This window comes from Rhizobium halophilum, assembly GCF_021648825.1.
In the GTDB taxonomy this organism is placed as follows: domain Bacteria; phylum Pseudomonadota; class Alphaproteobacteria; order Rhizobiales; family Rhizobiaceae; genus Neorhizobium; species Neorhizobium halophilum.
This window is the reverse complement of record NZ_JAKJHS010000001.1, coordinates 764,297-790,339: the sequence shown is the minus strand read 5'-3', so window position 1 is coordinate 790,339 and position 26,043 is coordinate 764,297. Positions and strand designations below refer to the sequence as shown.

Genomic DNA, 26,043 nt, shown 5'->3' with positions numbered 1-26,043 from the left:
TTGCCATGTTCGCCGTTGAAGTTCGCGACCATATCATGATTGCCCATAGTCTACCGAGGCCAGTCTTCGGTCCGGCCCAAGGCTTGCACGGCGCGACGTTTGTCGTCGACGCCGCGTTTCTTACAGAAGAACTCGATGAAAACGGTCTTGCAGTTGATATCGGTCTCGCTACGGACGTCTTGAAAGAGGTGCTTAAGCCTCTGAACTATCAGAACCTCGATGCGGTCGAGGCGTTTGTCGGCAAGATAACCACCACTGAATTCCTGGCCAAACATATCTTCGACAGCCTGGCGCAGGCCGTTCGGCAGGGGAGGCTGGGGGACGGCAGCCGCCGGATCTGCCGGATGAAGATTACGCTGCACGAGTCGCACGCAGCTCGGGGCTGGTACGAGGCCGATCTGTGACCCGCAGGCTGCATTTTGCCTACCCAGGGAGCTTGGAGACACGCACCGGCGGCTATGGATACGATCGCCGGGTGATAGCTTGCCTTCGCGAGATCGATTGGGATGTATGCCTGGTACCATTGGGTGACGGTTTTCCGGGCGCGCCGGATCTCGCCGCGGCGGAGGCTGCTCTTGTGTCCATTCCGGCGGGCGGCGTCCTATTGGTCGACGGATTGGCATTCGGCGTTATGCACGATTGGGCCGCCAGGTATGGTCAAACCTTCAATCTCTTTGCACTCGTGCATCATCCATTGGCGCTAGAGACCGGACTTTCGAGCGCGGAAAGAGCCAAATTGAGCGCAGGCGAGCGACGCGCGTTGGTCCACACCAATGGCATCATTGTGACGTCTGCGGCGACCGCCCGAATCCTCACCGAGTGCTATGACGTTGACGCTGGTAAGATCCAAATTGCTTTTCCCGGAACGGATCCCGTTCCCCTTGCTCTTGGTGGTGGCGACGATCCACTTATCCTGAGCGTCGGTTCGCTCACGCGTCGTAAAGGGCACGACGTCTTGATCAACGCTCTGGCGTCACTGCGGGACTTGAACTGGACATGCCGGATCGTCGGTAGCCGCGACCTTGACCCTGACGTTGCGGCGGAGCTGGACGAGGAGATTCGAAGATGCGGTCTGGGGGAGCGCATTGTCCTGGTGGGCGAGGTGGATGATGCTCGTTCCGAGTTTTCCCGGGCGGACATATTTGCTCTTGCCAGCCGGTATGAGGGGTATGGAATGGTCTTCGCGGAGGCTCTGGCGCATGGGCTGCCCGTTGTTGGATGTGCGGTCGGTGCCGTTCCTGAGGTCGTCCCGCAGGCCGCCGGTATTCTTGTCGTGCCGGATGACCCCGAAGCGCTTGCCGCGGCCTTGCGTCGCGTGCTGACGGAGCCGGAGACGCGTAGCGCGATGGCTGATGCCTCTGCCGTCGCCGGCGCTCACTTGCCCTCATGGAGAGATACCGCTGCAACCATTGCTTCTTTTTTGGAGCAAAGGATATGAGCGGTTTCGACGTGGACTGGCTTGCTCTGCGGGAGCCGGTCGACCGGTCTTCTCGTAGCCGAAGCCTGTTGGTGGAGGCGGCAGCTTGGCTAAATGGGAAGTCTATGCCGACCATCCTCGACGTCGGTTGCGGTACCGGGTCGACCTATCGCACCCTATGCCCGCTTCTGAACCGCCAGAGCTCCTGGATCTTGTTTGACTATGATGAGGTCCTTTTGGCGGAGGCAGAGCGGCGGCATACTGCCGAGGGCATCGCATTCGTCGCCGGTGACCTGAACGATCTGGCGAAGGTCCCATTGGATCGAGCAGATTTCGTCACGGCTTCTGCTTTCTTCGATCTTTGCTCATCGGCCTTTATTTCTCGTTTTGTGGATCGCGTCGTAGACGAGGGGGCGGCTCTCTACGCTGCCCTGAACTATGATGGCGAGATGTATTGGTCGGTCGAACATCCGCTTGACGCGGCTGTGACGGAAGCCTTCAACACGCACCAGCAGAAAGACAAGGGATTCGGGCTTTCAGCCGGGCCGGAGGCATGGAAGCTTCTGAGCCAGCGGCTCATAGAGCGCGGTTCGACGGTAACCACCGCCGAAAGTCCCTGGGTGATGGGCGGAGACGATGCTGACCTTCAACGATCATTCTTGAAGGGAGTGGTTCGCGCGGTCGCGGAAACCGAGGTTCTGGATCCGGAAGGGCTGGATGAATGGTATCGGTTCCGCAAGAACGCAATTCCAGCTACAGGGAGCCTATGCCGGGTGGGGCATCAGGATGTCCTTGCTCTCCCGTGACGGTTCGGAACGCTGCGTCGCGACGCGCAACTCGCAGTCGAAGACAATGTCGGTTCCGATGTTGAAGACGCTTATCCGAGGCCGGCGTGCCTCCGCCAGTCGCTCTACCGGGGTTAGATTGATGCCCATCGGACCAGAGCCGATAATAAGCGGTGCCACGGCGACATGAAGGCGGTCGACGAGATCCGCCTCTATGAACCTGGCTATGGTCTTCGCACCTCCTTCAACGAGTATGCTCGTCAGTCCGCGTTCAGCGAGGCAATCAAGTATGTCTTGGGGATGAAGGCCCTGTCCGCGCCGCGCAAGCCTCACGACTTCTGCGCCGAGATTGCGCGGTGGCACATCGTCTGCCTGTAGAACCAGCAAAGGGCTTCCGCCGTCGGTGAGCATCTTCGCGTCGAGGGGCAGCCGGCCGTTACAATCGATGACGACCCGCACCGGGCTGCGACCGGAGACGGCGCGCACGGAAAGGCTTGGATCGTCCGCAACAACCGTTCCGACGCCGACGATAACAGCATCCACAAGCGCACGGCAGCGGTGCAAGTGGGCTATTCCGTCGCGTCCGGAAACATTTTGAGCATCACCTGAGGGAGTGGCGACCCTCCCATCGAGGGACTGTCCGACCTGGGCCAGAACAAGCGGCTTACCGCGCCGTGCCAGAGGTTCGTAAAGCAAGAGCGACGCCTCATCCGCATCGGTCGGCCTAGAAATGAATTCAGGGTTCTCGCGGATTGAACGAAGATGAGCCCACGTTTTTTCTGTCATCTTCGCCAGATACATGTCCGCCTCGCACGCTGTGTTGGTAAGATCCGCAATGCCTGACATGAGATGAAGTTCCAGCGTTGCCCCAGGTCACAGGCTGTCGTTGTGGCCATGACTAAGCACAGGGAAGAAAGATTAGAAGCTCTGCTATCCGGGCGATTCCCTTGGGACTAACAAAGATCGCTCAGGTAAGTGTTTTCCGAGCGTGATTTCTCGAATGCTGGCGGATCGATCTTCGCGAAGATCAAAGCTTCGTCATTGGCAGGTGCCTCAGCCAACAGGCTGCCATCCGGAGCTGCAATGCGGGAGAGGCCGGCATAGGAAAAATTCTCGTCTTGTCCGCAGTGATTGATGTACGCGACGAAAACCTGGTTCTCGAAGGCGCGCACCCGGATCATATGCTCGGCAATGAATTGGCCGGACCAGCCAGTGGGCAGGGCTGTCGGAACAACCACGAGATCCACGCCTGCCTTCGCCAGGCGGCGAACATTTTCGGGGAACTCGACATCATAGCAGATGAGCAAGCCGAGTTTCACGCCCTCGACCACAGCGAGGACCGCTTTCGGATCTTCCGGACAGAACCACTGCCGCTCATAGGGGCCGTACAGGTGCGACTTACGGTAGATGGAAGTTTGGCCGCGACCATCAGTCAGCAGGGCGCTATTGTAGACTGTGCTGCCATCAGCCTCGGCGAAGCCTGCAACGATCGCCAAGCCGTTACGGCGGGCGATCTCCGAGACCCCTTGTGGTCCGGCACCGTCTCTAGGTGATGCGAGCGACGGAAAGCGGTCGCCGGCGCCATATCCGGTTAGCGCCAGTTCTGGCGCCACGAGCAGTTTTGCACCCTGCGCCGCGGCCCTCTCGGCCGCAGCTTCTATCTTCCTGAGGTTGGCCTCGATGTCGCCGAGCACCGATTGCATCTGGAATGCCGCGATCTTCATCGGCCTTCTCCCATGGCCCCGAGGAGTTTCGGGAGATCTCCGAAGCGAGCGATGAGACCGAAGACAAGAGCCGCGATAACAAGGAAGAAGACCGTCACCGAAGCCATCGTTGGGGTATAACCGTAGCGGAGCGCGTTGAAGATCTTGATCGGCAGCGTCTCCATCGTGAAGCCCACCGTCATGTAGGCGACGATGTACTCGTTGAGCGAGAGCACGAAGGCGAAGGCATAGCCGGAAACCATGTAAGGCAGGATCAGCGGCAACACGACGGTGCGGAAGATGGTGCGGTCGTCGGCGCCCATGGTGGCCGCGGCTTCGACCAGCGAGCGGTCGATTGCGGAGAACCCGAGCGAGAGGGTCACCAGCGGAAGGGTTACGAAGAAGATCGCGTGGCTGATGACGGCCGTCCAGGGCTGTCCGTAAAAGCCACTCGTTGCCCAGAAGGTCAGGAGCCCGAGTGCGGTGATGACCGGCGGGAGCGTGAAGGGCGCGATCCCCAGAAGCTGGAAGATGTTTGCCCAAGGAGCGACACGCCGCCATAGGAACCAAGCAAGCGGTAGCGCCACCAGCAGGGCGAGTGCGGCGGAGAGGGCGGCTAGCGTCAGAGAGGCGAACAAAGCGTTACGCCAGTCGTCATTCAAGAAGATTTCGCCGTACCACGACAGGGAGAAGCCTTGCGGGGGGAAGGCAAGTGTCTGCTTTTCATTGATCGACACGCCTGCGACCACGATCAGCGGCAGCGCCAGGAACAGGCCGACAGCGACGAAGAACAGGCGGCGCAGCACAATCATGCCGCCTCCTTCTGGCGTCCCGCATAAACGGCGAGGCCCACCAGCGATAGCGAAACCAGAACGAGGAAGACTGCCATCGCTGCCGCGAACGGCATGTTGGACTGGTAGATCGCCTGGTCAGTGATCAGGACCGACAGCGTCCAGTGCTGCGGCCGGCCCAGAAGCTGAGGCAAGAGATAGGAACCAAGGGCAAAGATGAAGACCATGATCAAGGTGGCGAGGATGGTGTTTCTTAAGGCGGGCACGACCACGTTGAAAAAAGCCTTGAAGGGTGAAGCCCCCAGCGTGCGTGCCGCTTCCGTCAAAGTTGGATCAAGCCGGACCAAAGCGGGGTAGAGAATCAGCACCGTGTAAGGCAACGCCTGGTAGGTCATGGCCGTCATCACTGCACCGAAACTTGGCGTCAGCGCCTGCGGGGCCTCCATCAAGCCCAGCAATGCGAACAGGTTGGTGATACCGGCGGTCCGTGAGAGCAGGGTGGACCAGGCAAAGCCGATCATCACTTCCGACAAGGACAGGATCGACAACAGGGCGACCAGCCAGCGGATCTGCGCTGCCCGCGAAGAGCGGGACAGGAGGTAGGTGAAAGGAACACCGATCGTCACGCAGGCGGCAGCAACTGCCATCGCCAAAAAAAGAGAGAAGCCTAGGACCTTGCCGAAGAACAGGCTGAGGAAGCGGCCGTAATTGTCGAACACGAACGCCGGCTCGTAGAAGCCGCCCTGCTGCCGCTCAAAGAACGATACCGCAATCATGGTGGCGAAGGGGATCACGAAGAAGATAACGAGCATGGCCGCTGGGAACACCAGCGGGCCGTAATCGGCGAAGCGCTGCGGCGGCTCCCGTCTCATTGGGCCAGTACCACGCTCGTCTCCGGATCGAACCGAAGTCCGACGGTCTGTCCTATAGAAACGTTTGGTCTGGTGCGGGGAGAGGAGACGGCCACAATCTGCTGCCCACCTGCCTCGATGAAGGTCTCGACCGTGCCTCCGAGGTCGCGAATGAAAGTGACGGTGCCGGTGACACTACTGCCTTCGGCGGTCACAATCTGGACGTCCTCGGGCCGGACGGAGATCGTACCCGCTTTCGCACCCACCAGCGAAAAGCCGTCAACGGCCGATCCGAAGATCGAGGCCTGGCCGCGACCGTCCGCCCGGAAGGGGATAAGGTTTGTCGACCCGATGAAGTCGGCGACGAAGCTATCCGCCGGTCGCCTATAGATATCGACGGGCGCGGCCGCCTGGCGAATCTCGCCGCCGTTCATCACGACAACGGTATCGGCCATGGTCATCGCCTCGCGCTGATCGTGCGTCACGACGATGGTGGTAATGCCGAGCCGCTGCTGCAACTGCCGCAGCTCCACCTGCATAGCTTCGCGCAGCTTTGCATCCAGCGCCGAGAGCGGCTCGTCGAGGAGAAAGAGCTTCGGCGAGATGGCAAGCGCGCGGGCAATCGCCACGCGCTGCCGCTGGCCGCCGGAAAGCTTGTTCACCGACCTATCGGCAAAGCCGGACAGGTGGATCATCCCTAGCAGTTCATCGACGCGCTTCTTCTGATCCGCCTTGTCGACCCCGCGGATCCGCAAGGCATAGGCAATGTTCTCGCCGACGGTCAGATGCGGAAAGAGGGCGAGCGACTGAAACACCATTCCCAGGTTGCGCTTGTGCGTCGGGATTTGGGTGATGTCCTCTCCACCCAACGCGACCGATCCTGTTGTCGGTAGATCAAGGCCGGCGATCATGCGCATCAAGGTCGTCTTGCCGCAGCCGGAGGGGCCGAGAAGACAGACGAAGGTGCCGTCCGGCACCGAAAGGCTGACATCGTTGACGGCTTTGAACGTGCCGAACTGCTTCGTCACATTGCTGAGGATAAGTCCGGACATTGCTTTTCGCTCGGCTCTTTGAGGCCATGGCTACGGATGTAGAAAGAAGTCACTCCCTCGCACGAAAGGGAGTGACTTGCGCAGGTCATCCCGCGATCATTTCCGTCCACTTCTGGTTCAGGAAGTCTGACCGCTCCTGATACATCTCGTAGCGGGGGATGATCGGCTCGATATCAGAGGAGACAGCGTCAAACTCCTCGGCAGTCAGGTCCAGCAGGTCCCGCTTGACAGTCGGCGAGGTGCCGACTTTGCGCGACAGCACTGCCTGGATCTCCGGCTGGCACATGTAGTTGATGAAGGTGTGCGCTTCTTCGACCTTTTCCGAGGCGCGCGAAAGGGCCCAACTACCGGAGTCACGAATGCCGCCTTCCTTGGGGAAGGTGGAGCGAACGGGATGGCCATCTGCCGCGGCAAGGCCGGTGACGTCGTGGTAGTACTGGCCCATCGGGATTTCGCCCGACTTCAGGGCCTGCTCGAACTGCGCTTCGTCACGGTACCAGAGGCGAACGTTCGGCTTCACTTCCGCAAGCTTGTCGAAGACCTTCAGGATGCCTTCTTCTGTGGCGAGGACGTCCGTGCTGCCGAAATGGGTCTTGGCCGTCACTTCCAGTAGGAAGGAGTTCGACACTAGGGCGAGAAGCCCCAGCTTGTCAGCGTTTGCCGGATCCCAAAGGGCCGCCCAGGAGGTCGGTGCTTCCGGATAAACGTCTGTGTTGGTGACGAGCGTGATATACCAGGACACGGCGCCGATGCCTGCGACGCGACCATCCGGGTACTTGTTGATGAAGGTATCGATAAGCCCGGATGCGTTCTCGATCTTCGCCATGTCGAGCGGCGCCCAAAGGTCGGTGCTCATGCCCTTGAGCAGGGAAACCTGCGACATCATTGAGACGTCGGCGGGCGCCTGACCGGCACGGGCCGCCTGCTCCAATTGCACGAGCCATGCTTCACCTGTCGGTTCGGCTACCGACTCCACGGCGATACCCGTCGCCTTGGTGAACTCCGGGAAGATGTTCTTGTCGAAGGAGTCCTTGAAGTATCCGCCATAGACGCCGACGTTCAGCGAACGATCCTGCGCCCGCAGGATCGTTGGCATCGCCAGCATTGAGGCGCCCGCCAGGCCGGCACCCAGCACCGCACGGCGGCTGGCCTTCTTGTTCAGGATCTCACGCATTCACTTTCTCCTATGTTTGGCGGCAGGTTCTGCGCCTGCGCGACCGGTTCCCACTCTTATCGTTACCTTACGTCAGGCCTTGCCCGTGACGGAAGGGCTGAACACCATCAGGCTGAGGATTTCAAACAGCATCTGTGCGCCGACCTGGGCTGTGTTGGTCGTCGAGTCGTATTGGGGCGCAACCTCAACAACATCGCCACCGACGAGATTGATACCCTTCAAACCGCGGATGAGCTCGAGCACTTCGCGCGTCGTCAGTCCGCCGATTTCGGGCGTGCCCGTGCCGGGGGCGAAGCTCGGGTCGAGGCTGTCGATGTCGAAGGAGAGATAGGTCGGCCCGTCCCCGACGATCGCCTTCGCCTTCTCGATGATGGCCGGCATGCCCATGCCGGACACATCTTCGGCGTGAATGACGGTCATGCCCGAGGCGTAGGAGAACTCCCAGATATATTCCGCCGCCCCGCGAATGCCGATCTGGATTGTCCGCGTCGGATCGAGAACGCCATCCAGGACTGCATTGCGGAACGGTCCCGCATGATGGAACTTGCTGTGGTCGAAGGAGCCGCTCGTGTCGCAATGGGCATCGATGTGGATCATCCCCACCGGCGCCTTCTTTCCGACCGCCTTGAGGATTGACTGGCTGATCGAGTGGTCACCACCAACCGCCAGAGGGGTCACGCCCGCGTCGACGATCTGATTGAAACGCTTCTCGATGTCCTCGTGGCACATTTGCAGGTTGTAGCGGCTGCGCAGCGGAACATCGCCGATATCGGCGACGCGAAGATCGAAAACAGGCGCTGTCTTCAGCACGTGGTTATAGGGGCCGATCCGCTCGATGGCGCGAAGTGCGCGCGGACCGAAGCGCGAGCCTGGCCGGTTGGTGACGCCGAGGTCCATGGGCACGCCGGTGATGGCAACCTGCAGGTTGCCGAAGTCCGGGTTTTCGGCTTCCACCGGCATGTGTGGTGCTGATACGAACGTCGGTACGCCCGCATAAGGCGCCAGGCGAGTGCCGCTCTTGGAGAAGATCTTGTCCGCGACTTTCCTGAACTCAGGATCGTAGAGGTCGCCACCGTGACCTGATCCGTATTTTTCACGCAGTTCGGTAAGTTTCTCGTCGTCCAGGGCCATGATCCCGGCGCTCCCATATGCTCTGTACCAGTTCCCGCGGCTTTGCCGGTTGAATTTAGAGTATTATCGGCAAAGAGGGGGTGGAAATGCAATTGACAATGTTCTAGCGGAAGGTGTGAGAAATGCTCACATGACGGATCCCGGATGACGAACCGCCTGCCGCCCCTCAACCCTCTTCGCGCTTTCGAGGCGACCGCGCGTCTGGCCTCCGTATCAGCCGCTGCGCGGGAACTGCGGGTAACCCATGGGGCTGTGAGCCATCAGCTCCGGGCACTTGAGGAGTCGCTCGATACCACCCTCTTCGAGCGCGGAGGAAGACGCCTGAAGTTGACGGCTGCCGGTGCCTTGCTTCTGCCGGCAGTGACACAAGCCTTCAACGGAATTGCAGCCGCAACCGCGCAGATGAAGCGACCGGCCACCGCAGGCAGTCTTTCAATCACCTGCGTTCCAGCGCTTTTGTCTTTCTGGATCTTGCCGCGGCTATCGTCCTTCACAGACCAGTACCCGGACGTGACGCTGACGCTGGCAGCGTCCAACGACGCTGGACATCTTCATTCCTCCGACGTTGACGTCTGCATCCTCTACGGGGCCGGAAACTGGCCGGACGCCTGGACGCGCCTGTGGAGCAACTTGCAGCTCTTTCCCGTCGCTAGCCCCACTCTCCTCAACAGCCGGCCACTTCGTTCGATGCGGGATCTTGAGGACCACGTCCTTCTTCACGGCGATGCCGATGGCAGGGAGTGGAGCACCTGGCTGGCTGCTGCGGAGGGTGAAGCCTTTCCCCGGCGCAGGCAACATTACATGGGCGATGCCCGTTTTTCGACAGAGGCCGCCCTGCAGGGGCAGGGCGTCGCGCTTGGCGATACGATCACGGCAGCAAAGCTCATCGCCGAGGGAGAATTGCTCGTTCCCTTCGACCTCAGCGTGCCCGCCAACGACGCATTCTACGTGGCTTGCCGCCACGAGATGCGGGCGGCACCGATAGTCCGGGTGTTCATCGACTGGTTGTTTGCGTCCCTTGAGGCAGATCGACTGCCGGAACCATGGAGCCTCGCCCGAACCCTTCTGAGACCGCGAAGCACGAAGTAGACAGATGGAGGAGCCAACATTTGCCGCCTCCTCCATCAGATCGTCTGCTCAGACCTTGCCGGACTCGCCCGCTTCGCGCAGGTTAATATAGCGCGTGGTGACGGTGCTCAGATTGTCGTCGATCCATCGGGCCATATCCTGCTCTTCCTGCAGGTTGGTTCGGAGGCCGGTGGTCGCGAACGTGAAGCCGCCCGCCTCAGCCACCGTGATCAGTGACTTGTAGGCAGCGATCTCGAAGTGCTCGAAGGCGTAGTTTGCGAAGGAATTTTTGAGGATTTCATCGCCGGCAACAGTGTGTCCCATTGCAGCCATGCTGCCGGTGAAGGAAAGCGCCATGTCCTTCATTGATGAGTGGCTCTCATCAAGCTGGCGAAGGATTTCTTCGATCCGCGTCATCTGTGCCTCGGTCTCGCGGATATGTTCTTCCAGACGGCGGGCAACTTCCGGATAGTGCTCGATACGGGAAACCTGCGGCTTCATGATCGACAAGGCCTGGTTTTCCATAGCGTGAGCGTTCTTGAGGCCCGACACGAAGACTTCGCGGGTGGCGCTGGTATCAGCCATTTAGGATCTCCATTAACTATTTGATTTGGTCGCTCTCTAACGGGACTGGGTGGCAATTGTTCCGAGGCAAGAACCGGGTGATCGGTAGCAATCGGTGCAGCGGCGCGTTATCCATTGAGCTAGCCGGCGGGTGCGGACAAACCGGCAGGCATGGCAATTTTGGGGGATGCGGTTGGACTGGCTGGTACTTAGCGACGAAGAGTGGGTGGCCGTGCGCCTGAGCGTGAAGGTTGCTGCCGTCGCGATGCTCTGCAGTCTGCCCCTCGGGATTCTTGTCGCCTATATCCTGGCGCGTGGCCGGTTCTGGGGGAAATCCATCCTGAACGGAATCGTACACCTCCCCCTCATCCTGCCGCCGGTGGTGACCGGCTTTCTGCTCCTGGTCACGTTTGGCCGGCGTGGCGCTGTTGGAGCCTTTCTCTATGACTGGTTCGGGATCAGCTTTTCCTTCCGCTGGACCGGCGCGGCATTGGCCTGCGCGATCATGGGGTTCCCGCTCATGGTGCGGTCCATCCGGCTTTCCATCGAGGCGATCGACCAGAAGCTGGAAGAGGCGGCTGGGACGCTCGGAGCAGGACCGCTCTGGATCTTCCTTTCTGTCACCTTGCCGCTCGCCTTGCCGGGCATTGTCGCTGGGATGATCCTCTCCTTCGCCAAAGCGATGGGGGAATTTGGTGCCACCATCACCTTCGTCTCCAACATTCCGGGCGAGACGCAGACGCTTGCTTCGGCGATCTACACATTCACTCAGATACCGGGCGGCGACGCCGGGGCTATGCGGCTTACTCTTGTTGCCGTGGCCATCTCGTTTGCGGCACTTCTTGGTTCGGAAGCCGTTGGGCGGATCCTGTCTCGCGATGGTCGCGCGTCATGACATTGATCGTTGAGGCCAGACACCGATTTGGCTCGTTTCGATTGAGCGCAGCGTTTTCCGCCGAAGGCGGCGTGACCGCGCTCTTCGGCCGCTCTGGCTCCGGCAAAACGTCACTTCTGCGGATCATCGCAGGCTTAGCGCGACCCGATGAAGGCGAGGTACTTTTCAACGACCAGGTGCTTCTCGACACCTCCGCCGCAATCTTCGTTAAGCCGCACCGCCGGCGCTTCGGATATGTCTTCCAGGAGGCGCGGCTTTTTCCCCATCTCAGTGTCCGCAGCAATCTCCTCTATGGGCGCCGATTTGCCGGAAATACACTCACTGGGGCCAATTTTGCCCGGGTGGTCGAGATGCTGGGGATCTCGCAGCTTCTCGGTCGAGCACCCGGCGCTCTTTCCGGTGGAGAGCAGCAGCGGGTGGCGATCGGGCGGGCGCTTCTCAGCGGGCCTCGTCTCCTGCTGATGGATGAGCCCTTGGCGGCGCTCGACGAAGAGCGGAAGGCCGAGATTCTTCCCTACCTTGAACGGTTGCGGGATGAGGCGGGCGTCCCGATCATCTATGTCAGCCATTCGGTAACGGAGGTGGCGCGCCTGGCCGACCAGGTGGTGCTGCTGGAAGCTGGGAAAGTGGTCGCCACCGGCGATCCCAGCCATATCCTGTCCGGCCGCGTCGCTTCTGCCCTGGATCGCAAGGAGGCGGGGAGCGTGCTGAGTGGCGTCGTCGAGGGCTTGGACCCAGACTCCGGCCTGGCGCGGGTAAAGATCAAGCAGAGGTCTCTTCTCGTACCAAGCCATGGCTTGAGCGCGGGCAAGGCCGTGCGTGTTCACGTCCCCGAGCGGGACGTCATCATCGCTGTTTCCGAGCCGCAGGGGCTGAGCGCACTCAACATCCTTCCCGGTCGCATCACAACGCTGAAGCGGGACGACGACACCGTCGTCATCACCGCGAACTGCGGGGGCGACGAAATCTTTGCCCGCGTTACAAGCTTCTCTTCCGAACGGCTGGGGCTTTCGCTCGGACAGGAGGTCTATGCGGTGATCAAGTCGGTGGCCCTAGAGCGGTAAGCGGTACCGTGACGGCAGTGGATGCACTGGCGCAAGCCAGGCGACTATGCCAAACCAGACGCATCTGATTGGAGGATCAGCAGCTCGCACCGTGTCCCGATGGGATCGATGCGAGGAATGTTAAGAGCAGGGCTGTTTTCAGCCCGCTTGAGGGAGGAAGAACATGACAAGCTGCATCGCGTTCATCGGTCTTGGCAACATGGGCGGGCCCATGGCCGCCAATCTCGTTCAGGCAGGGCATCAGGTGAAGGGCTACGACCTGTTGTCCCAATCGTGCGATGCCGCAGCCCAAAAGGGTGTCGCGATTGCTGACACGATCTCGGCTGCGGTGAAGGAGGCGGATGTTGTCGTGACCATGCTCCCGGCGGGCAAACACGTCCTTGCCGTTTGGCGCGAGATCTCGCAGGCGCTGAAGCCCGGCACCCTGTTGATCGACTGCTCGACCATCGATGTGGAAAGCGCCCGTGAAGCGCATGTTCTGGCCAAGGAAGTGAGCTGCCTTTCGCTGGATGCCCCCGTCTCCGGCGGCACGGTTGGAGCCGCGGCCGGGACGCTCACCTTCATGGTCGGCGGTGAAGAGGCAGCGTTCCAACGAGGCGAGGCAATCCTGCAGGCGATGGGCAAGCGCATCGTCCATTGCGGCGGCGCCGGCGCAGGTCAAGCCGCAAAGATCTGCAACAACATGATCCTCGGCATCACCATGGCGGGGGTCTGCGAGGCCTTCGTGCTCGGCGAGAAGCTTGGTCTCTCGCATCAGGCGCTCTTCGATGTGGCCTCCACCTCCTCCGGCCAATGCTGGTCGCTCACGACCTACTGCCCCGTTCCGGGCCCGGTGCCGACCTCCCCCGCCAACAACGCCTACAAGCCGGGCTTCGCCGCGGGGTTGATGCTGAAGGACCTGAGGCTATCCCAAGAGGCGGCCGCGGCGGCGGGGGCGACAACGCAGATGGGCGCCCGTGCAGCCGCGCTTTATGAAGACTTCAGCAAGCACGGCCAGGGCGACACCGATTTCTCAGGTCTCATCAACTTCCTTCGCGAAGCGTCTGGCCGTCAGTCGTCCGAATAGCGTTCCTCCGCCCAAGGATCGCCGCGCATGTGGTAGCCGTTCTTCTCCCAGAAGCCGGCTCGGTCCGCATCGAGGAACTCGATGCGGTGCAGCCATTTGGCGCTCTTCCAGAAGTAGAGGTGCGGGACGACCAGCCGCACCGGTCCACCATGCTCCTCGGCCAGCGGTTCGCCCTGCCAGCTATGGACGATGATGGCATCCTCGGCTGCAAAATCGGAAAGCAGGAGATTGGTCGTGTAGCCGTCATAGCTCGTCAGCATGACGGCGGCGGCTTCGGGCTGCGGATCGACAGCATCCAGAAAGTCGCGGGTGGTGACGCCGGACCAGTCATTATCGTAGCGCGACCAGGTCGTCACGCAGTGAATGTCGGAACGCATCTGGGTCTGCGGGAGCGAGAGGAAGGCGTCCCAGTCGAAGGTCGCGGGCTTGTTCACCAGTCCGCGCACGTCAAGCCGCCATTGAGCCTTGGAGATCTGCGGTTGCTGGCCAAGGTCCAGCACTGGCCAGTTCCTGACCAGGTGCTGGCCGGGCGGCAGGCGGTCCGCCTCGGGTCGCGATATGCGGCCGGTGAGGAAGCGGCCTTCATCGGCCCATTTCCGCTTGGTCCGGGTGAGCTTCGTGTCTTCGGTCTGAATGGGCTCGTCGGCCATCCTTCAAGTCCTTCTTGTGCGATCACGTGCCTTGCCACCGGCGATATTCTGGTAAATGAGTGGGCAAATCAATCGATCCCTCCGGCCCTCGCAGCCGTCACGCTTCGGAATACCCATGCCTTCCTTCAATCCGCTCATCCAGAAACTGGCTCCCCCGCCCGTGCCCTCCGTCTTCGCCTGGGGACGCTCCTATGACGGATCGCGTGGATCACTGATCGATCTCTCGCAGGCCGTGCCTGGTTACCCGCCGCATCCGACGATGCTGGCGTTGCTGAGGGAGATGGCAGGATCGACCGCCTATTGCGGATATGGACCCATTGAAGGCGAAAATGACCTTCGGCGCGTCTACGCAGACCATGTCAGCGAGGTGTATGGCGCCGACATCGGTAGCCAGAACATTCACGTAACGTCCGGCTGCAACGAAGCCTTCATCAGTGCCGCGATGGCGGTCGCCGGCGCCGGCCAGACCGTGCTGATGACAAATCCCTTCTACTTCAATCACGAGACGACGCTCGCGATGATGGGGGTGACGAGCAAAACGGTTGATTGCGCGGCCGATGACGGGTTCCTGCCGCGCGTTGATGCGGTTGCGGCGGCCATCACGCCCGATGTCCGGGCACTGGCGCTTGTTTCGCCGAACAACCCGACGGGTGCCGTTTACCCGCCGGATCTGTTGCAGGAGATCTTCGAGGTCTGCCGCGAGAAGGACATCTGGCTGATCCTCGATGAAACCTATCGGGATTTCCTGCCGGAGGCGGGACGTTCGCCGCATGGTCTCTTTGCAGAGGCTGATTGGGAAGACCGCCTGATCTGCCTCTACAGCTTCTCAAAATCCTTCTGCATTCCAGGCCACCGGCTCGGCGCCATCACCGCGGGTGCCAAGGCTGTGGAGCAGATCGCCAAGATCATGGACAATGTCCAGATCTGCGCGCCTCGTGCGGCACAGGCAGCCGTTGCGCAGGCTCTGCCGATGCTGGCGGAGTGGCGGGAGGAAAACCGGCAGGAAATCGTGCGCCGGGCGAAGGCGCTCAAGTTGGTGATGGCTCAGCTGCCGGGCTGGCGGATCGATGCGGCAGGCGCCTACTTCGCCTTCGTCCGTCATCCGTTTCCGTCGCTGAATTCGGCTGTGGTTGCAGAGCGGATGGCCAAGCAGGCGGGGGTGGTCTGCATTCCGGGCATGTATTTCGGTCCGGGTCAGGAACGGTATCTGCGCTTCGCCTTCGCCAATGCAGACGTTCCGACCATAGAGCGTCTGGCCGAAAGGCTCGGGAATTTCGCGGCCGAGTAAGATTTAGGTCATGTTTTGTTCTGCCGGTGCTGCTATATGCAGAGGATCTGAAGAACCGGTGGAACATGGCACAGAGAGCAGGCAGCGCAGATCTTCCGCTTCATGGCGGACGTGTACCGGCATGGCTCGGCCAGCGGATGACGCGACTCGGTGCGCTGATCAGCGAAGCGATCGTGCAGCACTATGGTCGGGACGAGTTCCTGCGCCGACTCGCCCATCCGTTCTGGTTCCAGTCCTTCGGCGCCGTTATGGGAATGGACTGGCACTCCTCGGGCATCACGACCAGCGTCATCGGTGCGCTCAAGCGAGGGCTGACACCGCTTTCAAGTGAGCTTGGCATCCATGTCTGCGGCGGCCGCGGGCAGCATTCGCGCAGGACGCCGGAAGAGCTTCTGGCCATCGGCAACCGTGTCGGGCTCGATGGTGGCCGGCTCGGCGACACCAGCCGTCTTGTTGCCAAGGTCGACAGCGCCGCCGTGCAGGATGGCTTCGATCTCTACCTCCACGGCTTCATCGTGACGGATGACGGCAAGTGGGTGGTCGTGCAGCAGGGGATGAATGGCGACCGTCGGCAGGCACGGCGGTATCACTGGCTATCTGAGGGGCTGGAGAGCTTTGTCGATTCTCCCCATTCGGCCATCGAGGGCAGGGGCCAAGGGGAAATCGTCAACCTCGCCGACCGTCGCGCAGCGGCCTCCCGTCACGGCCAGCTGGACCTTCTCGGTTCGCTGGGGCCGGACAAGCTGGTGGCAGAAGTGATCGCTCTGGAGGGACGAGAGGCGCCGCAACCGGCACAGCCTCTCCTGCCGGATCTCGTCATGCCCGCCCATCACGACGTGCGCGAGAAGGACGTGAACATGAGGCGCCTTCACGCCGCATTCGCGGCTGCTGCGGATCGTGGTCCGGAAGATTTTCCGCAATTGCTTCTGACACCCGGCGTCGGCGCGCGCACGGTGAAGGCTTTGGCCATGGTGGCGGAGGTCGTTCACGGCGCACCCTGTCGCTTCTCCGATCCCGCCCGATTTTCGCTTGCCCACGGCGGCAAGGATCGTCACCCGTTTCCGGTTCCGCTCAAGGTCTATGACGAGACGATCAAGGTAATGAAGTCTGCGGTCGCCAAGGGGCGGCTCGGTCGAGAGGAAGAACTGCAGGCGCTGAAGCGCCTCGATGATCAGGCCCGTCAGTTGGAACGCTACGTCACCGGTCCCGATCTGAAGGAGATCGTCGCGGGCGAGTTCCGCCAGTCCTCAGCCTTCGGTGGCCGGAGCGTATTCGGCTGGGAGGAGGCGCTTCAGGGTGCCGAGCGACAAAAAGCCCCCCAGTCCAAGCCCTAAAGACCGGCAGCTGTCTCCTCTTTATATGCTGTCTGCGCCTCAGGCAGAGGCTCGTCGCTCGGATGTGGAGACAAGCCGCGAAGCCAGCGCACCGATGCGTTTCATCGCCGTGACAAGAACGTCATCGGGAACGGTAAGTGAAATCCGCAGGAAACCGGCTGCCTGTTCACCGAAGGATGCTCCAGGCATCACTGCCACGCCTTCCTGTCGCAGGAGTTCCCAGGCGAACTGCTCGCCCGTCAGGCCCGTCGCGGAAACGTCGATGAGGATGAACATGCCGCCTTCCGGCAGCATGGGCTTCACCAGATTGTTGCCGGCCAGCGCCTGTTCTGCGATCTGTGCGCGTCGGCTGTAGTTCGTCCGCATCGTCGGCGCCATGGGGAAATCTTCCGCCAGGGCCATCGCCGTCATATCGGCGATAAACGGCTGGACGCCAAACAGCATGGTTTCCGACACCGGCAGTACCTTGCTGCAGAATTCTGCCGGACCTGCGGCCCAGCCGCTGCGGAAACCGGGTGCCGCGTGTGACTTGGAGATCGACGAAACGACGATCGTGCGTTCGGCCAGTTCCGGCAGGTCGAAAGGTGATGCGAATTCGATGGTCTCGAATACCAACTGCTCGTAGACCTCGTCGCAGACGATCCAAAGGTCGTGCTTGCGGCAAACCTCCCCGATCGCCTTGATTTCGTCGGTGGTCAGCACGGCACCGGTTGGGTTATGCGGGGTGTTGAGAAGGACGACGCGGCATTCGGGCGTCACGGCACGTTCGAGATCTTCCGCCTGCATGTGAAAGCGATTTTCCGGCTTCAGCGGCACGCAAACAGGATGCGCGCCGGTAGAGGAGATCACGCCCTCGTACGTGGCATAAAGCGGATTGCCCACCAGCACGCCGTCACCTGCCTCAACAAGTCCCGCCATAACCGTGTAAAGCGCGGTCTGCGTGCCGGGGAAACAGAGGAAGTTGGCTTCCGTCACATCCGCCCGCCGCTTGGAATACTTCTCGACCAGAGACTTGAGGACGGAAGGCTCGCCACGGCCGTTGGAATAGCGGATGCGACCCGCATACATGGAGCGGACCGCTTCATCGAGAAGCGATTTTTCAGGTGCCACGTCCGGCTCGCCAATCGTCAGTTCGATGATATCTGCACCGGCCGCCTTCATGCGGCGCGCTTCGCTGTGAACGGCCCAGCGACCCGATCCGAGATCTGCGAGACGGTCGGTGATGGAGGCGTAGCGCATTGGGGTTCCTTCTTTGTGATCTGGTTTCAGGACAGCTCGCCCGGAGGAAGCCTCAGCATGGCTTCAACCGAGGCGATGGCTGTCTCGGAGAGTTCTTCGTTCTTGAACAAGTCCGGGGCAAGGGTCCCTTCAAGCCACAGACCGTCAATCAATCCGTTCACTGCAATCGCGTAGGCGCGGCATTCCTGCTCACTTGCAACCCGCCCCCGTTCCGCGAAGAAGGCGACCAGCAGTGTTTCGAGTTCAGCCAGAAAGGAAAGGTAGCTCTCCCGATGAATTGCGGCGAAGGCAGGGTCGAGGGGGATGTGGCTGATGAAGGCGGCCCACAGGGAGAGCGTTCGGCTGTCGGTCACCGGCGGGGTGACGTTCGCCACGATGAAACGCCTTAACCGCGTCTTGGTGTCGGCCCCTTCGGCAGCGGCTTTGGTGATCTCCGTGATGCCGTCCATCAGCTGCCGGTAAGCGGCCTGCAACATCTGGTCCTTGGTGGCGAAATAATGGCGGATGAGGCCGCCTGTTACGCCGGCCCTGGCAGCAATTTGACGTACTGTTGCGCCCTGAATGCCGGCTTCGGCGATGCAGTCCAGCGTGGCGGCGATGAGGTCTTCGCGCCTCTCTGTCTCGGTTGCCCGGCTATAGGATCTACGTGTTACAGCCAAGGCGAAGTTGTCCCGCAGGGAAGGTAGGTTACGATGCAGTCGGCAGCGCGACACAAGCCGGCGCTGCCAAGAATGAGAGCTTGTTATACGCTTGAATAATAGGATGGCAAGGGGCTAACGGCGTCCGTTGGCGAGCTTAACGGCAGCAGGTCGGCGGCGCAAAGCCAGCATGGCGGCTGCGCCAATGAAGGGTCCGATCGCCAGGATGGAGAAGGTCCACTGCCACCCGCCAAGCCAGTTCGCAAGCTGCGGCATCAGCCAGATCATCCCGATGGTGAGCGCAAAGCCCATACCCATCTGCAGCGAGAGAGCTGTGCCCACATAGGCTCGGTCGGCCAGTTCGGTCACGGCGGCGGAAAACTGGGCGGAGTCGCCAATGATGGTGATCCCCCAGACCACGACCACGAGAACGAGCAGCCATTCGGGCCCGTTGAAGACGAAGCCGATCAGCAAGGCACAGCTTCCGGAGGCGAGCATCATTCCGGCAGTCGTGGCCGTGCGGCCGAAGCGGTCGGATAGCAGCCCGCCGGCAAAGCAACCCGCGACGCCGGCCGCGACAGCGGTGAAGGTCAGGAGCGATGGGTTGGGCAAGCTTGCACCCTTCATCGCCTGCAGCGCTGCCGACAGATACGCCAGCAGCCACGCCCACATCGCGTAGAGCTCCCACATGTGACCGAGATATCCAAGGTTTACCAGGGCAACGTCGCGATCGCGCAGGACCCTGCCGATCTGGCGAGGGTCGAAGACGGCCTTCCCGAGCGGATACGGGCCTTCGCGCGCGAAGACCAGGAACAGGATCATGCTGGCGAGGGAGGCGAGGCTTGCGAGCGCCACCACCGATTGCCAATGGACAGCTGTCATTGCCCCGCGAAAGAGGTGCGGCAGGGAGGAGCCGGCTGTGATTGCGCCGATGACCCCTGCGAACGCCAGGCCGCGGCCGGTAACGAACCACGTGGAGACGAGCTTCAGCGCAGGCGGGTAGACGCCGGCAAGGGCAAAGCCCGTGGCGAGGCGCGAGACAATGGCAAGCGTCGGGCCTGGCTCGACAAGCAGGGCAGCATTGGCGACCGCGGCAAGCGCGGCCGAGGCGGCCATCAGGCGGTTCATTCGGATGATGTCCGGCAGGTTGAACAGGCTGGCTAGCAGCGCCCCGATCACGAAACCAAGTTGCACCCCGTTGGTCAGCCAACCAGCGGCGGCTGGAGAGAGGGTCCATTCCCGACTGATTTCGGGCGCGATCGCTGCAGCGGAGAACCAGGTGGAGAAGGAGAGGACGACAGCAGCGCACAAAATGGCGAGAACCCGCCAGCGTTCGCTATCGACCTTCTCTTGACCCATCATAGCGGAGCGACCGAGGCCGGCTTGCCAACCCGATGGAAGGCACGGTCGAGGTATATCAGACCTTCGCCTGCCTCTCCCGCAGACGCTGCCGTGACGCGACAGAAGAACACGGAGTGCGTCCCTACTTCGGAGATATCGGCGATCTCGCATTCGAGTGACGCGGCGGCGCCTGCCAGGAGAGGGCTGCCGTTTTCTCCCGACCTCCAGCGGCCTTGGGCAAAGCGTTCCTCGGCAGACAGGCTGCCGTTGGAAAATCTCCGCGCCAGATCCTCGTGAGCGGCTGACAAGATATTGATGCAGAGCCGACCATTGCGACGGAAGGCCGTGTTGTTGCGGCTGGAGCGATTGAGACAGACCAGAAGGGTCGGCGGCTGATCGGTGACGCTGCAGACGGCGGACACTGTGGTTCCGGCAATCCCGGCTTCACCATCGGAGGTGACGATGGTCACTGCAGAGCCCAACCGCGCCATGGCATCTCGAAATTGCTGCCTCTCCATCGACCACCCTATTCCGCTGCCGGTGAAAATCGCCGGTGTCCGGCGCCGATATGCCTTGTCGGCAGTCGAGGCTGTCCGAACAGCTTCTGCCGCAGCGGTCCCTCGCTGTAAACCGTCTTGTACAGGCCTCGATCCTGCAGGATCGGGATTACCAACTCAATGATGTCGTCGAAGCATTCCGGCACCACGGTCCGCGACAGGTTGAATCCGTCAACTCCGGCCTCATTGGCCCATTTGCCCAGCTCATCGGCAATTTTCTCCGCCGAAGCGATCATCGGAGGCTGGCGGCTGCCGAGCACCATCTGCTCCAGGAGCTTCCGCTTCGTCCATTGCGGGCCCGCGGTTCGGGTCATCGCCTCGACGTTGGACACGATCGCGGCACTCTTGCCGGTTTCGATCGGCTCGTCCAGGTCATACTTGGCAAAGTCGATCCCCATCGATGCTGCGGCGTGAACCAGGGCTGCCTCGGAGCTCACATAGGCGCGGTAGTCTTCGTACTTCTCCTGCGCCTCCTTCTCCGTCCGCCCGGTGACGATGGTTGCGCCCATGAAGACCTTGATGTCATCGGGCTTCCTCCCCCGATCGGTGGCACGGGCACGGATGTCTTCGATGATCGCCTTGACCCCCTCAATCTTCTGACCGTTGACGAACACGCATTCCGCATGGGTTGCGGCGAACTGACGGCCACGCGTGGACGAGCCTGCCTGATAGAGCACCGGCGTCCGCTGCGGCGATGGTTCGCAGAGGTGGATCGCATCGATGCTGTACTGCGGCCCCTTGTGCCTGATCTTGTGGACCTTCTGAGGGTCGGCATAAAGATGCCGGCTGGGGTCGTTGACGACGGCGTCATCCTGCCAGCTTTCCTCCCAGAGCCTGTAGACGACCTCCATGTATTCGTCAGCCAGGTCATAGCGATCGTCGTGCGCTGCTTGGCCATCTAGTCCGATCGCCTTTGCCGCGCTGTCCAGGTAGCCCGTGACGATGTTCCAGCCGATACGGCCATTGGTAAGATGGTCCAGCGTCGACATCCGGCGGGCGAAGAGGAAGGGAGCTTCGTAGGTCAGGTTGGCGGTGATGCCGAAAGCAAGATGCTTTGTGACGGCGGCCATCGCCGGCACGAGCAGCATGGGATCGTTGACCGGCACCTGCACTGCGCCACGCAGTGCGGCTGCGTTGCTGCCGCCAAAGACGTCGTTGACGCCGACGACATCTGCCATGAAGATCCCGTCGAACAACCCAGCTTCCAGCCTACGGGCGTAGTCCGTCCAATAGGAGAGATCGGCACAACGCCGCGACTGATCGCGCGGATGTGCCCAGAGGCCCTGCTGAATATGGCCTACGCAGTTCATGTCGAATGCGTTGAACAGGATCTTCTTCGCCACTGCCGATCTCCCACCTCATTGCTTCCGGAGGTCGTCTCCTATAGGTTCCATTCGTCCACTATAGAAGACGATTGACGAAAGACAAGCTGGTGCAGGAAGCGAGAGATCCGGTTCATGCCATCGCTGCGCGCCTGAGGCACGAGCGGGAGACGAGGGGTTGGTCGCTTTCCGACCTCGCCGATCGTTCCGGTGTCTCGAAGGCCATGATCAGCAAGGTCGAGCGGGCGGAGGCAAGCCCGACCGCGACAGTGCTCGGTCGTCTCTCAGGTGCGTTCGGACTACCACTCTCGGTCCTGCTGGCATTGGCGGAGCAAGCGCCAGAGCGTTTGACCCAACATGGGGAACAGCCGGTCTGGCACGATCCCGAAACCGGCTATATGCGGCGCGCGATATCGCCCGCGGGTTCGACAGTGGAACTGGTGGAGGTGTCCTTGCCGCCTGCGGTGCGTGTCCCCTATCCCGCCTCGGCGTTTGCGTTTCAACAGCAGCAGATCTGGATCCTGACTGGCGAGCTGGAGTTCTTGGAGGGCGAGGTCGTGCATCACCTTGCGAAGGGGGATTGCCTGCTTCTCGGTCCTCCTGCGGACTGCGTGTTCTTCAACCCCACAAATGAGCCTGCGCATTATCTGATAACTCTCACAAGACGTTGAGACAGGAAATCCTGGAACCGGGCAGCCGGGCGATTGTTGCGATGTCAGCCCCGATCGATCCAGGAGTAAAATATGTCTCTGACCGCGCTTGCCCTCAATGCCACGCTGAAGTCCAGCGGTGGCGAACCCTCGTCAACCGACCGGATGCTTGGCCTCATCGAAGCAGCGATGAAGCCGATGGGTGTCGCGACCACCATCCTCCGCTTGGCAGACTACAACATCAAGCCTGGCGTGCTTTCGGATGAAGGCGAGGGTGACGAATGGCCGAAGATCCGGCAGATGGTGCTGGACGCGGACATCCTGATCCTAGGAACGCCGATCTGGATGGGCCAGCCTTCCAGCATTGCCAAGCGTGCGCTGGAGCGAATGGACGCCTTTCTCAGCGAGACAGACGATCAGGGGCGGATGGTGTCCTATGGACGTGTGGCTGCGGTTGCGGTTGTCGGCAACGAGGACGGTGCGCACCATGTTTCGGCCGAGCTTTACCAGGCGCTGAGTGACGTGGGCTTCACCATTCCTGCCAATGCGGTCGCCTATTGGGTTGGAGAGGCGATGCAGAGCACGAACTTTTCCGATCTGGAGAAGATCCCGGAGAAGGTGACTAGCACCGTTAGCATGCTTGCACGCAACACGGTGCATCTCGCGAAGCTGTTGAAGGAAAACCAGTATCCCGGCGAGAAGTAATCAGGCGCCAAGCCAGAGCTTGATCAGCAACCCCACGAACGCGACGCAGACCACACCGGCAAGCCAAAGTCCGATGAACCAGAGGATCCGCTTGCCGGTACCAGGGGCCGGCATTAGTGGTAGCCCTCTTCCGGATCGACCTTGCCGCGGAACACCCAGTAGGCATAGGTGGTGTAGGCGAGGATCAGCGGAACCAGAACCGCAGCGCCGACCAAGAGGAAGGCCAGGCTCTCGTCGGGCGCGGCAGCATCCCAGATCGTCACCGAGGTGGGGACAATGTAGGGATAGAAGCTGATGCCGATGCCTGCATAGCCGAGAACGAAGAGCCCGAGTGCTGCGATGAACGGGCGCGTGTCGTGGTGTGTACGAAGCCCATGAACCATCGTCAGGAAGCAGCCGGTGACGAGCAGGGGTACGATGATGCTGAAGGCTGCTGTCGGCCAGCTGAACCAGCGCTCAAGGTAAAGCGGCTCGAGGAACGGCGTCCAGAGGCTGACGGAACCCATGGCGAGGAGCGTGGCGACGGCCGAGAGGTAGGCATAGTGGCGGGCGCGATGCGCAAGGTCGCCGGTCGTTTTCATCACGAGCCAAGTCGCGCCGAGCAAAGAATAGCCGACCAGAACTGCAAACCCGGTCGCCACGGAAAACGGCGTCAGCCAGTCCCACCAGCCGCCAGCATAGGCGCGGTTTTCCACGGGAATGCCTTGCACTAGGGCGCCGAGCGCCACGCCCTGCGCAAAGGCTGCGACCGCCGACCCGCCGGTGAAAGCCCAGTTCCAGAGTCCTTCCGCACGGCGCGAGCGCCAGCGATACTCGAAGGCGACGCCGCGAAAGATGAGGCCGAGCAGCATCGCGATGATTGGCGCGTAGAGCGCTGGTAGGATCGTAGCGTACGCCAGCGGGAAGACTGCAAGAAGGCCTCCGCCGCCCAAGACGAGCCAGGTCTCGTTACCATCCCAGACGGGGGCAACGCTGTTCATCATCACGTCCTTGTCGCGCTTCTCGGGGAAGAAGGGGAAAAGAATCCCGACTCCGAGGTCAAACCCGTCGAGGATCACGTAGGCAAGGACGGCGAAGGCAATGATCGCCGCCCAGATGAACGCGAGATCAATTTCCATGATGATCGTAATCCTGCTTGCGGGCGAGGTGAGGTGCCGGGGTAATGCCGGCCGTACGGATCGGGCCTTCATCGAGATCGCCGAGCGGATCACGCGGCAGTCTCGACATCAAGCGGAGGATGTAGAACGTGCCCGCGCCGAAGACCAGGAAGTAGACGATGATGAAGGCCACCAGCGACGAGCCCACTGCGGGAGCGGAAATGGGAGAGACCGAATCCGCTGTCAGCAGGTGCCCGTAGACCGTGAACGGCTGCCGCCCCACTTCCGTCGTGACCCACCCGGCCAGGACGGCAATAAAGCCGGCCGGGCCCATCACGAGGGCGGCGCGATGCAGCCCGTCGCTTTGGTAGAACGTGCCACGCCAGCGGCACCACAGGCTCCAGAGGCCGAGGCCCAGCATCGAGAAGCCGAGCAGGATCATGATACGGAAAGACCAGAAGACGATCTGCACCGGCGGATGCAGTTCCTCGGGAACGGTGTCTAGCCCCGGAAGTGGCGCGTTGAGGTCGTGCTTCAGGATGAGGCTCGAGAGCTTGGGGATCTCGATTGCATAGTCCACACGCTTTTCGTCCGGATTGGGTATGCCGAACAGGATGAGGGGGGCGCCATCTGGATGGCTCTCGTAGTGGCCTTCCATCGCCATGACCTTGGTCGGCTGATGCTCCAGAGTGTTGAGGCCATGCATGTCTCCAGCCAGGATCTGCAGCGGCGCGACGATCGTCAGCATCCACATTGCCATCGAGAACATCGTCCCGGAGCGCAGGGGAGAGGTGTGCCGAAGAAGATGGAGTGCGCCAACTGCTCCAACAACCAGAGCGGTCGTCAAATAGGCCGCGAGCACCATGTGCACGAGGCGGTAGGGGAAGGACGGATTGAAGATGATCGCCCACCAGTCCTCGGGAACGAACTGGCCGACATCGTTCATGCCGAAGCCCTGAGGCGTCTGCATCCACGAGTTTACAGCAAGGATCCAGGTGGCCGACATCAAGGTGCCGAACGCCACCATCAGCGTTGCGAAGAAATGAAGCCGCGGGCCTACCCGATGTCGTCCAAACAGCATGACGCCGAGAAAGCCCGCCTCCAAGAAGAAGGCAGACAGCACCTCGTAGCCCATGAGCGGCCCAATGACGGGTCCTGCCTTGTCTGAAAACACGCTCCAGTTCGTGCCGAACTGGTAGGACATCACAATGCCGGAGACGACGCCCATGCCAAAGGCAAGGGCGAAGATCGTCTTCCAGAAGTCAAAGAGCTCGATGTAGACTTCCTGCTTCGTCCAAAGCCACAGCCCCTGCAGCACCGCCAGATAACTCGCAAGTCCAATGGAGAATGCAGGGAAGATAATGTGAAAGGACACCGTAAAGGCGAACTGAAAGCGAGCCAGAAGAATGGCGTCCATATTTTCGAACATGAGCCCTACACCTTAGCGACCAATCCCGATGTCCGGGTTCGACCTCCCTAAGATGATTTAGTGTGACCGAAGGTCAATACGGGCGGATCGCCGCAGCGGGGCAGTATGCCGCATCCTCCGCAATGAGGTCTTTCGCCAGCAGATCTCAGCTGACTATACGTTCAACTGACGCTCCAGGAAATCTGCCTATCGCGAAAGTGACGCGACAGCTTGGCAATATCATTCGCGAGAT

27 protein-coding genes are annotated in these 26,043 nt (G+C 61.2%); 11 read left to right on the top strand and 16 right to left on the bottom strand.

The features are described from left to right. The first annotated feature begins 5 nt into the window (after window positions 1–5). From LXM96_RS03990 to LXM96_RS03980, 3 genes are read left to right on the top strand one after another with little or no spacing between them, the layout of a single operon-like run. Complete coding sequence (locus LXM96_RS03990) at window positions 6–404, top strand: 6-pyruvoyl trahydropterin synthase family protein (RefSeq protein ID WP_239997046.1); 399 nt, start codon at window positions 6–8, stop codon at window positions 402–404. Then, the gene (locus LXM96_RS03985; protein WP_239997045.1) at window positions 401–1,438 is read left to right on the top strand and encodes a glycosyltransferase family 4 protein; all 1,038 of its coding nucleotides are present in this window, start codon (window positions 401–403) and stop codon (window positions 1,436–1,438) included. Before LXM96_RS03990 ends, LXM96_RS03985 begins: the two co-directional genes overlap by 4 nt. After that, entirely contained in the window at window positions 1,435–2,223 is a 789-nt protein-coding gene (locus LXM96_RS03980) for a class I SAM-dependent methyltransferase (protein ID WP_239997044.1), read from the top strand. Before LXM96_RS03985 ends, LXM96_RS03980 begins: the two co-directional genes overlap by 4 nt. On the opposite strand, the gene LXM96_RS03975 is transcribed toward LXM96_RS03980, so the two are convergent. The 7 genes from LXM96_RS03975 to speB all read right to left on the bottom strand — a co-directional run bounded on the left by LXM96_RS03975 (window position 2,182) and on the right by speB (window position 8,904). Next, window positions 2,182–3,048, bottom strand: coding sequence for a RibD family protein (locus LXM96_RS03975; RefSeq protein WP_239997043.1), 867 nt, complete (start codon window positions 3,046–3,048; stop codon window positions 2,182–2,184). The two genes, LXM96_RS03980 and LXM96_RS03975, sit on opposite strands and share 42 nt — an antisense overlap. Window positions 3,049–3,155: 107 nt before the next feature. After that, entirely contained in the window at window positions 3,156–3,926 is a 771-nt protein-coding gene (locus LXM96_RS03970) for a carbon-nitrogen hydrolase family protein (protein ID WP_239997042.1), read from the bottom strand. Beyond that, the gene (locus LXM96_RS03965) at window positions 3,923–4,717 is read right to left on the bottom strand and encodes an ABC transporter permease (RefSeq protein WP_239997041.1); all 795 of its coding nucleotides are present in this window, start codon (window positions 4,715–4,717) and stop codon (window positions 3,923–3,925) included. Before LXM96_RS03965 ends, LXM96_RS03970 begins: the two co-directional genes overlap by 4 nt. Further along, a complete protein-coding gene (locus LXM96_RS03960) occupies window positions 4,714–5,568 on the bottom strand; it encodes an ABC transporter permease (protein ID WP_239997040.1) in 855 nt (284 codons plus the stop codon). The genes LXM96_RS03965 and LXM96_RS03960 overlap by 4 nt, the downstream gene beginning before the upstream one ends. Then, window positions 5,565–6,599, bottom strand: coding sequence for an ABC transporter ATP-binding protein (locus LXM96_RS03955; protein ID WP_239997039.1), 1,035 nt, complete (start codon window positions 6,597–6,599; stop codon window positions 5,565–5,567). Before LXM96_RS03955 ends, LXM96_RS03960 begins: the two co-directional genes overlap by 4 nt. An 85-nt stretch (window positions 6,600–6,684) precedes the next feature. Then, complete coding sequence (locus LXM96_RS03950; RefSeq protein WP_239997038.1) at window positions 6,685–7,773, bottom strand: ABC transporter substrate-binding protein; 1,089 nt, start codon at window positions 7,771–7,773, stop codon at window positions 6,685–6,687. A gap of 72 nt (window positions 7,774–7,845) precedes the next feature. Then, complete coding sequence (gene speB, locus LXM96_RS03945; protein ID WP_239997037.1) at window positions 7,846–8,904, bottom strand: agmatinase; 1,059 nt, start codon at window positions 8,902–8,904, stop codon at window positions 7,846–7,848. Window positions 8,905–9,048: 144 nt separating this feature from the next. Here speB and LXM96_RS03940 point away from each other — a divergent pair, with 144 nt between their 5' ends. After that, window positions 9,049–9,993: a LysR substrate-binding domain-containing protein gene (locus tag LXM96_RS03940; RefSeq protein WP_239997036.1), complete on the top strand. Its 945-nt coding sequence runs from the start codon at window positions 9,049–9,051 to the stop codon at window positions 9,991–9,993. Window positions 9,994–10,041: 48 nt separating this feature from the next. On the opposite strand, the gene LXM96_RS03935 is transcribed toward LXM96_RS03940, so the two are convergent. After that, entirely contained in the window at window positions 10,042–10,557 is a 516-nt protein-coding gene (locus LXM96_RS03935; RefSeq protein ID WP_239997035.1) for a ferritin-like domain-containing protein, read from the bottom strand. A gap of 166 nt (window positions 10,558–10,723) precedes the next feature. On the opposite strand from LXM96_RS03935, the gene modB reads away from it, so the two are divergent. The 3 genes from modB (at window position 10,724) to mmsB (ending at window position 13,561) form a co-directional block, all read left to right on the top strand. Continuing rightward, entirely contained in the window at window positions 10,724–11,431 is a 708-nt protein-coding gene (gene modB / locus LXM96_RS03930; RefSeq protein WP_239997034.1) for a molybdate ABC transporter permease subunit, read from the top strand. Beyond that, window positions 11,428–12,495: a molybdenum ABC transporter ATP-binding protein gene (modC, locus tag LXM96_RS03925; protein WP_239997033.1), complete on the top strand. Its 1,068-nt coding sequence runs from the start codon at window positions 11,428–11,430 to the stop codon at window positions 12,493–12,495. The genes modB and modC overlap by 4 nt, the downstream gene beginning before the upstream one ends. Before the next feature lie 163 nt (window positions 12,496–12,658). Beyond that, window positions 12,659–13,561: a 3-hydroxyisobutyrate dehydrogenase gene (gene mmsB, locus LXM96_RS03920; protein ID WP_239997032.1), complete on the top strand. Its 903-nt coding sequence runs from the start codon at window positions 12,659–12,661 to the stop codon at window positions 13,559–13,561. Here mmsB and LXM96_RS03915 read toward each other — a convergent pair. Further along, window positions 13,546–14,211, bottom strand: coding sequence for a sulfite oxidase-like oxidoreductase (locus LXM96_RS03915; RefSeq protein ID WP_239997031.1), 666 nt, complete (start codon window positions 14,209–14,211; stop codon window positions 13,546–13,548). The two genes, mmsB and LXM96_RS03915, sit on opposite strands and share 16 nt — an antisense overlap. A 115-nt stretch (window positions 14,212–14,326) precedes the next feature. Between LXM96_RS03915 and LXM96_RS03910 the strand changes: the two genes are divergently transcribed. Together LXM96_RS03910 and LXM96_RS03905 are read left to right on the top strand one after the other, a co-directional pair. Then, the gene (locus LXM96_RS03910) at window positions 14,327–15,499 is read left to right on the top strand and encodes an aminotransferase (protein WP_239997030.1); all 1,173 of its coding nucleotides are present in this window, start codon (window positions 14,327–14,329) and stop codon (window positions 15,497–15,499) included. 65 nt (window positions 15,500–15,564) lie between these two features. After that, the gene (locus LXM96_RS03905) at window positions 15,565–16,833 is read left to right on the top strand and encodes a DUF763 domain-containing protein (RefSeq protein WP_239997029.1); all 1,269 of its coding nucleotides are present in this window, start codon (window positions 15,565–15,567) and stop codon (window positions 16,831–16,833) included. A gap of 39 nt (window positions 16,834–16,872) precedes the next feature. Here LXM96_RS03905 and LXM96_RS03900 read toward each other — a convergent pair whose 3' ends face one another. The 5 genes from LXM96_RS03900 to LXM96_RS03880 form a co-directional block, all read right to left on the bottom strand. Next, a complete protein-coding gene (locus LXM96_RS03900; protein ID WP_239997028.1) occupies window positions 16,873–18,072 on the bottom strand; it encodes a pyridoxal phosphate-dependent aminotransferase in 1,200 nt (399 codons plus the stop codon). 26 nt (window positions 18,073–18,098) lie between these two features. Continuing rightward, complete coding sequence (locus tag LXM96_RS03895; protein WP_239997027.1) at window positions 18,099–18,731, bottom strand: TetR family transcriptional regulator C-terminal domain-containing protein; 633 nt, start codon at window positions 18,729–18,731, stop codon at window positions 18,099–18,101. Between the two features lie 114 nt (window positions 18,732–18,845). Then, window positions 18,846–20,072, bottom strand: coding sequence for an MFS transporter (locus LXM96_RS03890; protein WP_239997026.1), 1,227 nt, complete (start codon window positions 20,070–20,072; stop codon window positions 18,846–18,848). Continuing rightward, window positions 20,069–20,542: a flavin reductase gene (locus tag LXM96_RS03885; RefSeq protein ID WP_239997025.1), complete on the bottom strand. Its 474-nt coding sequence runs from the start codon at window positions 20,540–20,542 to the stop codon at window positions 20,069–20,071. Before LXM96_RS03885 ends, LXM96_RS03890 begins: the two co-directional genes overlap by 4 nt. 35 nt (window positions 20,543–20,577) lie before the next feature. After that, the gene (locus LXM96_RS03880; RefSeq protein WP_239997024.1) at window positions 20,578–21,951 is read right to left on the bottom strand and encodes an LLM class flavin-dependent oxidoreductase; all 1,374 of its coding nucleotides are present in this window, start codon (window positions 21,949–21,951) and stop codon (window positions 20,578–20,580) included. Window positions 21,952–22,022: 71 nt separating this feature from the next. On the opposite strand from LXM96_RS03880, the gene LXM96_RS03875 reads away from it, so the two are divergent. After that, the gene (locus LXM96_RS03875; protein WP_239997023.1) at window positions 22,023–22,601 is read left to right on the top strand and encodes a helix-turn-helix domain-containing protein; all 579 of its coding nucleotides are present in this window, start codon (window positions 22,023–22,025) and stop codon (window positions 22,599–22,601) included. A gap of 72 nt (window positions 22,602–22,673) precedes the next feature. Next, the gene (locus LXM96_RS03870) at window positions 22,674–23,285 is read left to right on the top strand and encodes a flavodoxin family protein (protein WP_239997022.1); all 612 of its coding nucleotides are present in this window, start codon (window positions 22,674–22,676) and stop codon (window positions 23,283–23,285) included. Between the two features lie 113 nt (window positions 23,286–23,398). Here LXM96_RS03870 and cydB read toward each other — a convergent pair whose 3' ends face one another. Next, window positions 23,399–24,403 carry a cytochrome d ubiquinol oxidase subunit II gene (gene cydB, locus LXM96_RS03865; protein WP_239997021.1) on the bottom strand — a complete coding sequence of 335 codons (1,005 nt, stop codon included), beginning with the start codon at window positions 24,401–24,403 and terminating at the stop codon, window positions 23,399–23,401. After that, window positions 24,393–25,811, bottom strand: a complete 1,419-nt coding sequence (locus LXM96_RS03860) for a cytochrome ubiquinol oxidase subunit I (protein ID WP_239997020.1) — start codon at window positions 25,809–25,811, stop codon at window positions 24,393–24,395. Before LXM96_RS03860 ends, cydB begins: the two co-directional genes overlap by 11 nt. Window positions 25,812–26,043 lie beyond the last annotated feature (232 nt).